General features: G+C 53.3%; 9 protein-coding genes. 5 read left to right on the top strand and 4 right to left on the bottom strand.

What is annotated here, in order from left to right; translation table 11 throughout:
• Positions 1 to 220: 220 nt before the first annotated feature.
• Positions 221 to 868 (top strand): hypothetical protein, encoded by a 648-nt coding sequence (locus tag IEY39_RS29730; protein ID WP_229688779.1) that lies wholly within the window; start codon positions 221 to 223, stop codon positions 866 to 868.
• A 45-nt stretch (positions 869 to 913) separates the two neighbouring features.
• On the opposite strand, the gene IEY39_RS05260 is transcribed toward IEY39_RS29730, so the two are convergent.
• Positions 914 to 1,900 (bottom strand): aldo/keto reductase, encoded by a 987-nt coding sequence (locus tag IEY39_RS05260; RefSeq protein ID WP_188929210.1) that lies wholly within the window; start codon positions 1,898 to 1,900, stop codon positions 914 to 916.
• Positions 1,901 to 1,919: 19 nt separating this feature from the next.
• Here IEY39_RS05260 and IEY39_RS05255 point away from each other — a divergent pair, with 19 nt between their 5' ends.
• Positions 1,920 to 2,150: a hypothetical protein gene (locus IEY39_RS05255; RefSeq protein ID WP_188929208.1), complete on the top strand. Its 231-nt coding sequence runs from the start codon at positions 1,920 to 1,922 to the stop codon at positions 2,148 to 2,150.
• A gap of 251 nt (positions 2,151 to 2,401) precedes the next feature.
• Here the strand turns inward: IEY39_RS05255 and IEY39_RS05250 are convergent, their stop codons facing one another.
• Together IEY39_RS05250 and IEY39_RS05245 are read right to left on the bottom strand one after the other, a co-directional pair.
• Positions 2,402 to 4,657, bottom strand: coding sequence for a response regulator (locus IEY39_RS05250; RefSeq protein ID WP_188929206.1), 2,256 nt, complete (start codon positions 4,655 to 4,657; stop codon positions 2,402 to 2,404).
• A 22-nt stretch (positions 4,658 to 4,679) separates the two neighbouring features.
• On the bottom strand, positions 4,680 to 5,291 hold the full coding sequence (locus tag IEY39_RS05245; protein ID WP_188929204.1) for a TlpA family protein disulfide reductase: 612 nt from the start codon (positions 5,289 to 5,291) through the stop codon (positions 4,680 to 4,682).
• 174 nt (positions 5,292 to 5,465) lie between these two features.
• On the opposite strand from IEY39_RS05245, the gene IEY39_RS05240 reads away from it, so the two are divergent.
• From IEY39_RS05240 to IEY39_RS05230, 3 genes are all read left to right on the top strand, one after another.
• The gene (locus IEY39_RS05240; protein WP_188929202.1) at positions 5,466 to 6,020 is read left to right on the top strand and encodes a TetR/AcrR family transcriptional regulator; all 555 of its coding nucleotides are present in this window, start codon (positions 5,466 to 5,468) and stop codon (positions 6,018 to 6,020) included.
• Positions 6,021 to 6,182: 162 nt separating this feature from the next.
• Positions 6,183 to 9,350 (top strand): efflux RND transporter permease subunit, encoded by a 3,168-nt coding sequence (locus IEY39_RS05235; protein WP_188929200.1) that lies wholly within the window; start codon positions 6,183 to 6,185, stop codon positions 9,348 to 9,350.
• A 126-nt stretch (positions 9,351 to 9,476) separates the two neighbouring features.
• Positions 9,477 to 11,228 carry an SMP-30/gluconolactonase/LRE family protein gene (locus IEY39_RS05230; RefSeq protein WP_188929198.1) on the top strand — a complete coding sequence of 584 codons (1,752 nt, stop codon included), beginning with the start codon at positions 9,477 to 9,479 and terminating at the stop codon, positions 11,226 to 11,228.
• Positions 11,229 to 11,309: 81 nt separating this feature from the next.
• Here the strand turns inward: IEY39_RS05230 and IEY39_RS05225 are convergent, their stop codons facing one another.
• Entirely contained in the window at positions 11,310 to 14,843 is a 3,534-nt protein-coding gene (locus IEY39_RS05225; RefSeq protein ID WP_188929196.1) for a VCBS repeat-containing protein, read from the bottom strand.
• Positions 14,844 to 14,871: the final 28 nt, after the last annotated feature.

Below are 14,871 nucleotides of genomic sequence, written 5' to 3'. Positions count from 1 at the left end.
GTGTGAAAGTAATAAATTTATTACCTCCGGCGAAATGTTTTTTTTACGGGATTCATATGGAAAGCAGGTGGTATACCACGAAGCGGTAGTATTAATTCGTTGAAATGGGTATTTACCGGGCAAAATCGCATCCATATTTACACTTAAGTGGTATTGTGGATGGGATAAAGTGAGACTAGCTTTGCAGCTGTAATCAATCTCAAACCTTAAAAATTTATGTATGCGCGTCAAATTTTCGATGCTGGTATTCCTTTTGCCTTTCTTTATCATTTCCTGCCAGAAAGGAAATACGGGCCCGGCCGGGGCCGCAGGACCCGCAGGTCCGGCAGGACCTCAGGGCCCGCAGGGCCCAGCCGGGACAGCCAATGTCATCTATTCCCAGTGGTTCACTCCCGGCTCCTATACAAAAGACACCATTTTTGGTGAATACGGGTTCAGTTATACGAAAGCTACCACCGACATCACCCAGCAGGTGCTCGACAGCGGGGTCGTCCTGACTTTTGGAAAATTGGACGGTTATAACGTTGCTATCTGGCCTTCTGCCCAAGTAGCACAATTACCGATAACCGTCACATACCGGATAGGTTCCACTATCTATAACGATACCTGGAGCGCCTTGGCGACGGTCGGCAACTTAAAGATCCGTTTTGTCGACGATCAGAATTACTACAGCTCCATCTCCAACAAGCACCAGTTTCGTTATGTCATTATTCCGGGTGGAATGAAAAGCACTGTGGCGTCGGTGAGCCCGGGTTTACATTCGGGGAGAGGTACTCAGCTCTCCTCCGATGCGGTTAGCGAAGTAGCCAGGAATTACAGACAGATGAGCTATTCGGAGATCTGCCGGAGGTTAAACATCCCTGAATAAGCGATCGTGCTGATTGGAATGGCCCCGCGGGAAACGGGGCTATTTTTAGTTTTTGTCTACGAACTTTTGGTTTGCCTGATTGTAACGATCGCCGATATTGGGGTATTGAAGCAGCAGCGCGTTAATTGCCGCAAAGTCGTCTTCGGTAAGCCGGACGTCGATGGCGCCCACGTTTTCGATGAGGTATTTCCGGCGTTTGGTGCCCGGGATGGGGATGATGTCCGTACCCTGTGCCAATACCCAGGCGATCGCCAGTTGAGCGGGAGTACAGCCTTTAACCCGGGCCAGTTCGGCAAAGCCAGTGGAAAGGTGGCGGTTGTTGTCGGCATGTTCGCCCTGGTATCGTGGCAGCGATCTGCGGAAGTCAGTCTCACCGAGCGCGGCGACATCCAGCGTATTGGTCATCAGGCCCCGGGCCAGCGGGCTGAAGGGGATGAAGGAGATGCGCAGTTTCCTGCACAGGGGTAATATTTCCTTTTCGACATCCCGGGTGAGAATGGAATATTCGCTTTGCAGCGCGCTGATGGGATGCACGGCATGGGCCCGCCGGATGGATTCCGGGGAGGCTTCCGAGAGGCCGAGATAGCGGACCTTTCCTTCCTGCACCAGGTGAGCCATGGCTCCAACGGTATCTTCCACGGGAACGTTGGGGTCGATGCGATGGGCATAATAGAGATCGATGACATCGGTCTTTAGCCGGCGCAGACTTGCTTCCACGGCTTTTTTGGCATGGGCAGGAGAGGCGTCGAAGCCGCCCAGTCTGCCGTCGGTATAGGACAGGAAACCGAATTTCGTGGCGATGAAGATCTTTTGGCGGTTGGGTTGAAGGACCCGTGCGATCAACTCTTCGTTAGCGCCGTTGCCATAGATGTCTGCCGTGTCCCAGAAGTTGATGCCGAGTTCGATGGCTTTTTCCAGCGTCGCGACCGATTCCGGGTCATCGGGCTGGCCGTAAGCATGGCTCATGCTCATACAACCAAGACCGATGGCAGACAATTGAATGCCGGTGTCGCCGAGTGTTCTATATTGCATTGTCGTAATTTTGAGTATTATGGATGATTATATCATAAATGTCGGAAAAATTGAAGAATGGCAGATGATCAAGGACATCCCATCGCTCGATGAGCTATTTCAGCGGGCAAAGCGGGTATTGGTCGGCGGCGGAACGGTGGCGTTGGTACGGGAGCAGCGGGATGGGACATCGTATCGTTTTGAGGAATTTACCAATCTCGACGATTTCGAGACATATAAGCGGAATGTATACAAATATCTTGTCGAATAGTTCGTCAGACTGTAATAATAAAAGAGGCTGTCTTTGGAAGACAGCCTCTTCCGGCTCTTGCCGGCAGATTATTTTTTGGAGCAACCCGGTTAAGCGAAATTAACCGAAGGTTTCCATGATTTATCTGTAGATAGCATGAATACCTCCTTTTTTTTGGTGAACGATAGGCATGAAGTTACCGAAAAAAATTCAATTTGACGGTTAAACGGATAAAATTTCTTTCGGGCATCCGGCGGTGGGGGGCGATGCTTTCAGGACATCTGGCGGTGGAGGGCCCATTTGCGGAGCTTGCCCAGCAGTTCTTCCAGTTTCACCGGTTTGCCGATATAATCATTCATCCCCGATTGGATACATTCTTCTTCGTCGCCTTCCATGGCGTTTGCCGTTAAGGCTATGATGACGGGTTGATCGAGGAGCCGTGACTGGCGGATCTCGCGGGTTGCTTCGATACCATCCATTTCAGGCATTTGCAAGTCCATGAGAATAATGTCATAGCCGGTGGTGAGCGCAGCATCGACTGCTTGTTTGCCGTTCTCCACGATGACGGGTGCATAGCCCAGTTTCTGTAAGATGTATTGGATCACCTGCTGATTGATGAGGTTGTCTTCGGCGACCAGGATATTGAGCGGAAAGGTAGATGCCAGTTCGCTAGGCAGCCGGGCTTGTATCGTCCGGCCGTCGCCGGTGGTGCGTCCCTGGTTTTGCAGGCCTGCCATAATCTGGCGGTAGAGCATCTGCTGCTTGATGGGTTTGGTCATCACTGCGTTGAAAAGCTGATGGTGATTCTTTTTATACTCATCGCCTACACTACTGAGAAGGATGATAGGGATCTGCGGATGGCGATCGCGGATGGATTCGGAAAGCCGGATACCATCCATGTAGGGCATTTGCATGTCGGTCAGCACGAGGTCGTAGCGGCTGTCCATAGACAAAATGTTCAGCGCTTCCATTCCGGAGGCGGCCAGCACTGGCCGTAAGTTCCAGTATTCGAGCTGGGTCTTGAGGATGGTGCGGTTTGTCCCGTTGTCATCCACGATGAGGACCTTCTTTCCTGCATGTTCGTCGAGTCCGCCGGTGCTGATCTCGGGGTGTTGATTGATGCCCGCGCGGGTGTGGATGGTAAAGTGAAAGATCGAGCCTTTACCGGGCTCGCTCTGCACGCTGATGTTGCCGCCCATCAATTTCACCAGCTGTTCGGAGATGGCGAGTCCCAGACCTGTGCCGCCGTATTTGCGGGTGGTGGAAGAGTCCACCTGGGAGAAGGCTTTGAAAAGGCGTTCGAGCTTATCCGCCGGGATCCCGATGCCGGTGTCCTTTACTTCAAAGGCAAGGGTCAGGGTTTCGTCGGAGGCTTTCTCCAGCACCCGGACGCCGATGAATATCTCGCCCTGTTCGGTAAATTTCATGGCGTTGCCGACGAGATTGGTGAGGATCTGGCGCAGCCGCAGGTCGTCGCCGCGGATATAGGCCGGCACGTCCCTTTCCACCTGGTTCAATAATTCGATGCCCGTTGTAGCGGCGCGGGGGCCGAAGAGGTCGAGGATATGTTCGATGCTGCTTTGCAGGTTGAAATCTTCTTCTTCCAGTTCCATGCTGCCGGACTCGATCTTTGAAAAGTCGAGGATGTCGTTGATGACATTCAGCAGGGTGTCGCCACATACGGCGATGGTCTCGGTATAGGCCCGTTGCTGATCGGTGAGTGTTGTTTCGGCCAGGAGGGATGCCATGCCGATGACCCCGTTCATGGGAGTGCGGATCTCATGACTCATCGTCGCCAGGAAGATGCTCTTTGCCCGGTTGGCGCGTTCGGCTTCTTCCCTTGCTTTCTCCGCGTTGTGATAAGCGGCCTCGAGGGCATCCGCATTGCGTTTGCGTTCTGTCAGCACAAAGGCCTCGCGTTGGAGCGCCGCCATCTCCACGGACTGGGCGATCTGGACCTCGCCCGATCGCTTCAGCTGGTAGGACCATAGACCGCATACGAAGACGATGACTGCGGTCAGCACGATATGGAAGGTATATGTTTGCCAATCCAGGTAGTCCAGCCGGGTGAAATAAATTTGTGTATTGCCGGCATACTGCAAATAGTTGAAGATGGAGTGATGCGCAACGACGATGATCACCAGGGGGAGCTGCAATTTCCAGTTCTGGTAAGTGATGAGGATAGCGCAACCGATGAAGGCGAAGAAGTGCATTTCAAAAAGCCCGTGCATCTGGTAAATATATTGCGCCATAAAGATGGCCAGCACGGCACTCAGTACATATTGGTACAGATCGGAGTAGGGGAAGGCCCACTTTATGGAATAATAGGCGACGAGGGACAGGCCGCCTACGCCGAGGGCGATGCCCCAGGTGTTGAAATAACCCGCGAGAAGGAACCCGACTATGAAGAAGGAGATGAGGAAATAGTTGGCGAGCTTGTCACTCCGCCGTTTGACTTCCCCCCGGAAGTATTCCGTTTGCGCCTCCAGGTCGGCCTGGGTCTTTTCGGTGATAAAGGTCTTTTGCATGGATGTAAAGGATTCTTTGCATCTATTTGTGGCAGGTAGGTAAGCTGCACCCATAGGCTGTTAGCGCCAGGGGGCTAAAGGTCTGTGAATAGTGGTAGTCAAGCAATCCGGCCAGGGCCAGTCGTGCAAAGCCTGTCTTTTCGTCACTGCAATAACGACTTCGATTATAATTTCCTCTATAGTATAAATGCCGGTTCTGATCGATGATGACGGCCTGGGGAGTAGAGTATACCCCACAGGCGGCGGCTACCGCGCTGTCCCGGAGTACGGGAACAGGGTAGGGCAGGTTGAACTTCGACTGGATATCTTCGGCTGAAAATTGTTTTGGGCTCATGACGACGATGGCGAAAACGGCCTCTTTGCCATATTGCTTTACAAGCGCGCTGAATTGCGGCATATTGAAACGCGAACAGGGGCAGTCGGGATTGAAGAAGTGCAGGAACAGCGGCTTTTCATTTGCCGGTAGCAGGGCTGCGGCCGAAGGTGGCAGGGTGACGGGGGTACCTATTCCAACGGCGTGATAGTTGACCGGCACCGGGGTGGGCAGGCTATATTTCCAGTCATACCACCAAAAAATGGCGGCAATGCCCGCAAACAGAAGGACCAGCCAGGTGAGAGCGAGCCCTTTCCTCATACTGTTCGTTACTTTCATCGGAATTGGACTGGTACTAGGGGTTTACACAGCCGGACCAATAACGTAATTTGGGGCTATTTTATTAGGAGGAAGTACTTAATATAGAAATTATTTAATTTGAAGCTGAAAATAGACAGACTTATCTATTTTGAATAAAACGTCTACCTTTACCGGATGCGGGAGTCAGCAGTAAAAGACAGGATCCTGGATACGGCTTCGCGGCTGTTCTATGACCAGGGATACCATGTCACCGGGATCAACCAGATCATCGAAGAGGCGGATATTGCCCGGGCCTCCCTCTACAACCACTTTCCTTCCAAGACCGATCTGTTGCTGGCTTACCTGGACCGGACCCACCAAGAATGGTTCGTGGAACTGGACGAATTCCTGGCGCCCATCCCTATGGCCCGGGAGAAGCTGCTCGCTTTGTTTGATTATCGCCTCCAGCGGCAGCGGAGATACGGGTACAAGGGCTGTCCTTTCAACAAAATAACGGCAGAGACCAGTGATGATGAGCAGGTATTGCAGCGGGTGAAGGTACACAAGGAGCAGATTCGTGATACGATTCGCCAGCTGGTGCTACAGGCAGAGCACCGGCGGCTGATGGATGACGACAGGCTGACGGATACGCTTTTCCTTTTGCAGGAAGGCGGCATCGTCCTGGGAGCTACGTTTCGGAGTTCGAATGATGCCGAAAAGGCCCGGCAGATTGCGGAATCGCTGCTGTAACCGTCAGCCATTAAAACGCATGGTTCGGGATAAAAAAACCGGTGCTAAACCGGAATTTCAAATTTACTTCAAATTTAGTAGATAGACTTGTCTGCTCAAACTGATAGCAGACGATTGCCCACCTGGTGGAAAGGTTTCTTCAATGTCTATCAACTACAGTCTATGAAATTGATCCTCTTTGCTTTACGCAAGCCAATCACAATTTTGGTGGTGGTTGCCGCCCTCTTTTTCTTTGGTATCGGCGCCCTTCGTTCGATTAGGGTTGACATTTTTCCGGCGCTCAACCTCCCGGTATTGTACATCGCTCACCCATATGGTGGTTTTACTCCTGAACAGATGGAGACCCTTTTTGCCAAACAATACATTAATGTATTACTGTTTGTCAACGGGATCAAGAGCATTGAGACAAAGAATATACAGGGGCTTACCCTGATGAAGCTGAATTTCTATCCCGGCACCAATATGGCGCAGGCGGCGGCAGAGGTCAGCGCGGTGAGCAACCGGGCCCAGGTGCTTTTCCCGCCGGGTTCCAACCCACCTTTTATTATCCGCTTTGACGCGTCGACCCTGCCGGTGGGGCAACTGGTGTTGAGCAGCGCGGTGCGGAGCAATAATGAACTGCTCGACCTGGCTAACCTATATGTGCGCAGTTCGTTTACCTCCATTCCCGGGCTGTTGTCGGCCCCGCCTTTTGGCGGCAATATCCGAACGGTGGTGATAAAGGCGGACCCCGAGCTGTTACGGGCGCATAATCTCACGGCCGACCAGCTCGTACAGGCTATCGATGTCAATAACCAGATGGCGCCTTCGGGTAATGTCCGCATTGGGGACAAGAACTATATCACCCCGGTGAATACGACCATCCGGGATGTCAAAGACTTCGGCAATATCCCTATTTATAAAGGGGACGTGCAAAATCTCTATATCCGGGATGTGGCGACCGTTGAAGACGGGGCCGATGTAACGGCGGGTTATGGTCTTGTCAACGGCAAGCGCAGCGTATATCTCAGCATCGCCAAGAGTGCGGATGCTTCTACCTGGGAGGTGGTTCAAAAGTTAAAGGCGGCCATCCCCAGGATGCAGGCCCAACTGCCGGAGGATGTGAAGCTGTCGTATGAATTCGACCAGTCCGTATATGTGCTCAATTCCGTAAAGAGTCTTATCTCGGAAGGCGCCATCGGCGCCGTGCTCACAGGGTTGATGGTAGTTCTGTTCCTGGGTGATTTGCGGGGGGCGTTGATCGTGGTCATGACGATTCCCACTTCCATCATCTCCGGGGTGCTCTTCCTGAACCTCTTCGGCCAGACTATCAATATCATGACCCTGAGCGGACTTGCGCTTGCCATCGGTATCCTGGTGGATGAGAGTACGGTAACCATCGAGAATATCCACCAGCATCTCGACATGGGTAAGCCCAAGCGGCTGGCGGTATGGGATGCGTGTAAGGAGATCGCGTTCCCAAAGCTGCTGATCCTTTTTTGTATCCTTGCCGTCTTTGCCCCGGCCTTTACGATGGGCGGCATTCCGGGTTCGCTGTTCCTGCCCTTATCGCTGGCCATCGGATTCAGCATGATCGTTTCCTATTTCCTTGCACAGACCTTTGTACCGGTGATGGCCAACTGGATATTGTCCGGGCGGCCGCATGGTAAGGAAGGCAAGACCGGAGGCTTTGACAGGGTACGCGCCCGATACCTGCGTTTCGTCGACCGGATGATGCCCTACCGGAGACCCATCGTCATCACCTATCTGTTGCTGACGAGCGTAGTTGCGGTCTTTCTCCTGCGCGGCATCGGTAAGGATGTTCTTCCCAAGGTGAATGGCAGTCAGTTCCAGGTGAGGCTTCGCGCGCCGGAAGGGACCCGGATCGAACGGACGGAAGAGAAGACCCTCAAAACGATTGCGATCATAAAGGATATCGTAGGGGCTCAACATGTCGGGATCACTTCGGCCTATGTGGGACAACATCCTTCGCTGTTCTCCGTCAACCCCATCTATCTGTGGATGGCCGGGCCGCAGGAAGCGGTGTTACAGGTGGGGTTGGACGAACACTACAAAGTCAACCTGGACGATCTGAAAGAAAAGATCAGGGCCAGGGTGGATAGCATCCTGCCCGATATAGCCCTATCTTTCGAGCCGATAGAATTGACGGACAAGATACTGAGCCAGGGCTCGCCGACACCGGTGGAAGTGCGGTTTTCGGGCCGGAACAAGAAGAACAACGAGACTTACGCACTGAAGCTGATCGACAGGCTCAAAAAAATAACCTATCTGCGGGATGTTCAGCTGGGGCAGTCGACGCATTATCCGGCGATAAGCATCGATGTCGACCGGGTTCGTGCGGCCCAGCTGGGTGTGGACATCAACGATGTGGCCCGGTCGCTGACGGCCTCTACTTCTTCTTCCCGGTATACCGACAAAAATATCTGGGTGGATCAGAAAGTGGGCAACAGCTATAGCGTGCAGGTGGAGGTGCCGGAGAACAAGATGAAGTCGCTTGGCGACATCGGCGAGATACCCTTGCTGCGTAATGCCGCGCGGCCGGTGTTGGGTGATGTGGCGACCATAAAAGAGGACACTACGTATGGCGAGAGCGATAACCTGGGCGCCATTCCTGTCCTTTCGGTAACGGCTAATCTCAATAAAAAAGATCTTGGGGCCGCCACCAAGGATGTACGGGCGGCCATTGCTTCGCTGGGATCATTGCCCCGTGGGCTTACGGTAGAGCCTATCGGGATGAGCCAGACGCTTACCGAAACGCTGGACAGCCTGCAAACCGGGTTGGTGGTGGCGATTGTCGTTATCTTTCTTATGCTGGCGGCCAACTTTCAATCCTTCAAGGTGAGCGCCATCGTCCTGGCAACGGTGCCGGCTGTCATCCTGGGTTCGCTGCTCCTGCTGCTGGCCACGGGTTCTACGCTAAATCTGCAATCGTATATGGGCATCATTATGTCGGTGGGGGTATCCATCTCCAATGCCGTATTGCTGATCACCAATGCCGAGCATCTGCGGAAGGATAACGGTAATGCGCAATTGTCTGCACGGGAATCTGCGGCGTTGCGTATCCGGCCGATAGTGATGACGGCGCTGGCGATGGTGGTGGGGATGATCCCGATGGCGAGTGGTATTGGTGAAGCCGGTGACCAGTCTTCTCCGCTGGGCCGCGCCGTTATCGGCGGGCTTGTGGCCTCTACTTTTGCCGCCCTGTTCATCCTGCCGCTGGTGTTTGCCTGGGGCCGCGAGAAGTCGGGTACGGCATCGGTGTCGCTGGAGCCGGAAGATGCGGCAAGCCGGGAATACCTGGCTGCGGCGGGGATGCAACACTGGCATTAGCGCCGGATAAGGGATGCCGTCTCGGGATGCTGACGCTGCAAGAATAGACCCGCGGGTGAATTGGTGAGGACTTACTAAGGTAAAAGATAGGGATGGCGCTTGATGCTTATTTAGTACCTTCCTTCCATGAAGATCATTACAACGGTTGCTGCCGTTCTATTGCAGATGTGCGCAATTGCCCAGGCGCCCGCGGAAAAATACCCGGTCGATTCCGCATCGGTGGAACATGCGGGTGTACCAAAGGGAGAGTTGATCCATTGCCGCTGGGACCATTCGGTCATCTTCCCGGGTACCAGGCGTGAATACTGGATCTATGTTCCGGCGCAATACCGGCCCGACCATCCGGCCTGTGTCTATGTCAACCAGGACGGCGTTCAGTGGAAAGCACCTACGGTTTTTGACAATCTCATCGCTTCGGGGGAGATGCCCGTCACCATCGGCGTCTTTATCCAGCCGGGCCGGGTGCCGGTTACAGACACGGCGGCTGCGCTTGACCGGTTTGACCGCAGCTTTGAATACGATGGCCTTGGGGATGCTTATGCGCGTTTTTTGCTGGAAGAGATATTACCGGATGTGGAGAAGCACCAGACCGGCGACGGTCGGGCCATCCACCTCTCGCACAATGGCAATGACAGGGCCATCGGTGGCAGCAGCAGCGGGGCCATCTGCGCCTTCACTGCTGCCTGGGAGCGGCCGCATGAATTTACCCGGGTGTACAGCGCCATCGGAACTTACGTGGGGCTCAGGGGTGGCGACCGTTATCCGATACTGATCAGGAAATATGAACCCAAAGGCCTGCGTATCTTCCTGCAGGATGGCAGTCATGACAACAATATTTACGGCGGGGACTGGTGGATGGCGAACCAGATGATGGAAAGGGCGCTGGTTTTCGCTGGCTATGAGGTAAATCATGTATGGGGTGAGGGTGCTCACAGCGGAGCGCAGGGAACCGCCCTTTTTCCAGAAGCGATGCGGTGGCTGTGGAAGGGCTGGCCGCAACCTGTTGTAAAGGGCAGCTCCGGCAACCAGACCCTGCGCGACATCCTTATCCCGGGCAAGGACTGGGAACTGGTAGGAGAGAAATATGGTTTCACCGAAGGGACGGCCGCGGATGCGGCCGGTACCGTCTTCTTCCAGGCTATACCTGCCTCCACTACTTACCGGGTAGGCACTGATGGCCGGCCTGTCGTGCTCTCCACCGATGCCCGGCGGGCCAGCGGTACCTGTTTTGCCACTGATGGAAGCCGGTATGAAGTGGCCGGTGCGACAAAACAAATCCTGCGTTATGACAAGAACGGGACGATGAACGTGATTGCGGATGGCATCTCCGGCAACGACCTGCTTGTCACGCGCAACGGGAATGTCTATGTCACGGCGCCCGACGGTACGGAACGACCCAGTAAACTGATCCTAATCCGGCCGGGCGGAGAAAAGCTGGTCGTCGACAGCGGCCTGAAATTTATCAATGGGCTTACACTAACGCCTGATCAGACCCAACTATACGTTGCCGAATCGGCGTCGCACTGGATCTGGATCTATACGGTGATGCCCGATGGCAGGCTGGCGAACAAACAGCGGTTTGGCTGGCTGCATTGTCCCGACAATTCGGAGACGGCCTGGCCGGATGGGATGAAATGCGACCGTGAGGGCCGGCTCTATGTGGCTACCCGGCTTGGGATCCAGGTGCTTGACCCGTTGGGCCGGGTCAATGCGATAGTTCCTGTGCCTTCGGGACAGGCATCGAATTGCTGTTTTGGGGGACCGGACTTCGACATCCTCTATGTCAGCAGCGGGGATAAAGTATATCGCCGGCAATTGCATGTACGGGGTTGTAATCCATTCGAAGCGCCGAATAAACCTGGCCCACCGCATCTGTAGCGGCCGGCCTGGGGCTTCCTGCCAGCGCGCAGGCGCCTACTGTAGCAGCCGGCTTGGGGCTGTGGGCGCCGGCAGCCGGTGTCAGGGCCATACGTTGCGGCTCTTGCCCTTACTGTCGGTGACCACGGCACTCACCACCGTTGGTCCAAGTGAAAGGAAGCGTGAGGACTGGGACAGGAAGGAGGAACCATAGTAGAACTCTACCTTTTGCGTTTTGCCGTTGGCAAAGTGTAGCATCGCGCTGACATCGCCGGGGCCAACCGGAATGTTCTTCACCCTTTTCTTTCCCTCGAATACTTTCAGCGCATCCTTGTACTGGCTGGCCGCCACCAGATAGCCGCCCCCTGCGCTGCGCAGCTTCACCAATGCCTTGCCATCGCCCGGAATATAGATGCCGCTCTGAAGAATGCTAAGGGGAGTAAAATTCCCGGTCCCGTCACCTTTTAACAGCAACCCATTCAGGGCATCATAGCGGCCAATACCGACTTCGGTGCCGAAATCGTTACCGTTGATCAACACATCAAGGTTGCCGTCCCCGTCAAAATCATCCACGACCATCCCATTCAGGACGGACATTTGCGCCATTGGCGGCAAGGGTATCATGGTAAATTTTCCGCCGCCGTCATTTCTCAGATAGCAGGACTGCAGCATATTTGCCTTTAGCCGCAGGGCGCCGTTACGCTGTTCGGGCGTCAACAGGTCATCCATCGTGGCAAGGGCGAAGGGTTTATAGGTAGGGAATCTTTTCTTGATACTGGTCCAATGCTTTGCAATATCGTCCTTCACTGGCGCGGGAAATTCTTTTTTCTCGCCATTGATGTCTTTCAGGAACAGCGAAGGAATGGCAATATAATTACCGCTCTTATCAAAATCTGCGGCCGTGATGTACACCGGAAAGCTGTCGCTTGCCTGGTACAGCGTATTCTGCCCCACGTTACCTACGATGTAGTCCATTCTGCCCGTATGACGAAAGTCTCCGGCCACGATGGAATTCCACCAACCGAATTTGCCCGCTATCCCCGAGGACGAAGTCACGTTTACAAATTTTCCGTTGACATTTTTTAAAAATGTGACGGGCATCCATTCGCCTACCAGGATAAGGTCCGTTTGCCCGTCGCCGTCAAAATCGGAGAACAAGGCATCGCATACCATCCCGATGTCCTTCAGCGCGGGAGCGAGGTCGGCCGTCGCATCGGTAAATTTTACATGACCGTTCTCGGTATCATTCCTGAACAGGAAGCTGCTTACCGGCTTCGGATAATGGCCCGGGTCCACGCGGCCGGATACAAAGAGATCGGGTTTCCCGTCATTGTTGAAATCCATGGCCCTGACACAGAATTTGGAGGCGTGATTGACCGGTAATGCCAGGGAGTCTTCCGTAAAATTACCCTTACCATCATTGATATATAACCTGTCCTGGAATTCGTTGATGTCCGGGGCGCCTTTATATCCTCCGCTGGCGATGTACAGGTCGGGCTTGCCATCCCCGTTGGCATCGAACAACAAGATCCCTTCGTCCTTTCTATATTCTGTCGCCATGGGGGCCCCGGGAAGCAGGTCTTTTTGTATAAATCTTCCGTTTGGTTGTTGCAGGAACAAATGAGCATGGGTATAGGCGTTGCCACCGATGACAAGGTCATCCAGTCCATTTCCATCGACATCGCCTGCTGCGAGGGCTGGACAATATTCGGAAAGTTTGTGCGGCAATAAGTTCTGGATATTGAAATCTATGTATTCAACATCTTTATGCGTGTATCTAAGGCCGAGGGAATCCGTTATTTCCCGGAACAGGGCGCCCGAGGCCAGAACCGGCTGTTTTGACGTAAACGAATCCTTTGCGTCGGCGATATTTACCGTCAGCTCCTGGTTGGATCGTACGTTCTTCAGCGTCTGTTGTTTTTCGTTCTGCCATTTTATGACGACAGAATCCAGCCATTGCGTCTTGCCCAAACCGAAATGGGCCCCATATTGCATCGTGGACAAATAGCCTCTATAGGGATTGTTCTCATAGACCTGTTTTTTCCCGTGGTCGTAAAAGATAGTTGCGGTTGCTCCAAGTCCGTTGACGTTTTGTTTATTACCCACGAATCTGATGTGCAGGAAGTGCGTGGTTGCCGTGTCTTTATCGCGGGACGTATTCCGGTAGACAAAGGCCGGATCATTGATATTGTTTACAACCATATCCATCGCACCGTCGTTGTCCAGGTCTGCATAAGCCGCCCCATTGGAAAAAGCAGGTGTCTCGAGTCCCCATTCAACCGTCGCGTCCCTGAAGCTGCAATCGCCGTTGTTTCGGAAGGCGTAGTTGTGCAGCTTTATTTGTGGAATCTGCCGGATCATCTCCGTTTTGCTTACCAGGCCGGTTGATCTTTCCCGGTAGGCTATGAAATCATGGTCCGACACGTCACGCGGAAATCCATTGGTTATGATGAGATCGCGATAGCCGTCATTATCGAAATCGACGATCAAAGGGGTCCAGCTCCAGTCTGTCTGGGATATCCCGCTCATGAAGGCGATGTCGCTAAACGCCGGAATGCCGATGGAATCATTTTGTTTAAGGCCCGGTCCCTGGTTCAGCTGGAGCGTGTTGCGTACATACTGATATTGGTAGCCGTACTGATCGAAGTTCTGGTATGTGTTGGTGTTATTGGACGCCGACATCATCTTCTTGCGATAGTTGTCTTCAGGGTTCATGTCGAGCTCCACTACGTCGGGAAGGCCATCATTATTGATGTCTACGACATCCTGCCCCATCGAATTGAACGATGTATGCTTAAAATATTCCTTTGCGCGATTGGTAAAAGTTCCGTCGTGATTGTTGATATAGAGAATATTGTTCGACAAAAAATCATCCGAAACATAGATGTCTTTCCATCCATCGTTATTGATGTCGCAAATGGTGGCCGCATGTCCATAGCCCTCGTATTTTATCCCCGCCTCGTCGGAAACGTCATGGAAAACAGGGTGCTTCAAAACCGGGTCCATGTCGTTGCGATACAGCCTGCCTCTGTTGGGTGCGCTGTTGGTGCTTTCATGACGGCGGGTAAAAACGGAGGAATTATAGCCGTTGGAAGCCTCATTAACGGTGAGGTACATATCCAGGTCGCCATCGTTGTCGTAATCAAAAAAGCTGGCCATGGTAGATTGTACGTGGATATCCAGGCCGTATTCGGCGGCCATATCTTTGAAATGCGGTATGCCGTCCTTGCCGATGCCCTGGTTTACATAGAGGATATTCCGCCGCCGGAGAGAATCCTTGTAAATGGTATTGCAGATGTAGATATCCATCAGGCCATCGTTGTTTATGTCTACTATCGATACGCCCCGGGCCCATCTTCCCAACCCTCCGACGCCCGCTGCATCGGTGATATCCTGGAATTGAAAGTTACCCTTGTTCAGATATAATCTGCAAGGCACCATGTTGCCGGTGAGGAAAATGTCCTGCAATCCATCGTTGTTGAAATCCCCGATGCCCACACCACCCCCGTTGTAGATATTCACCACATCCATCGGGTTGAGGGAGTCGCTCTCTGTGATCTGGTTATTGAAAGCAATCCCTGTGCGGGAGGCCGGCAGCTTCTCGAATAGCGTGGTTTTGCTATGGCAGGCCGACATCCAACACAGGGATACAAAAACAAATATG

The sequence above is a fragment of the Puia dinghuensis genome, assembly GCF_014642875.1.
Classification (GTDB): Bacteria; Bacteroidota; Bacteroidia; order Chitinophagales; family Chitinophagaceae; genus Puia; species Puia dinghuensis.
This window is presented reverse-complemented; position numbering and strand designations above follow the sequence as displayed.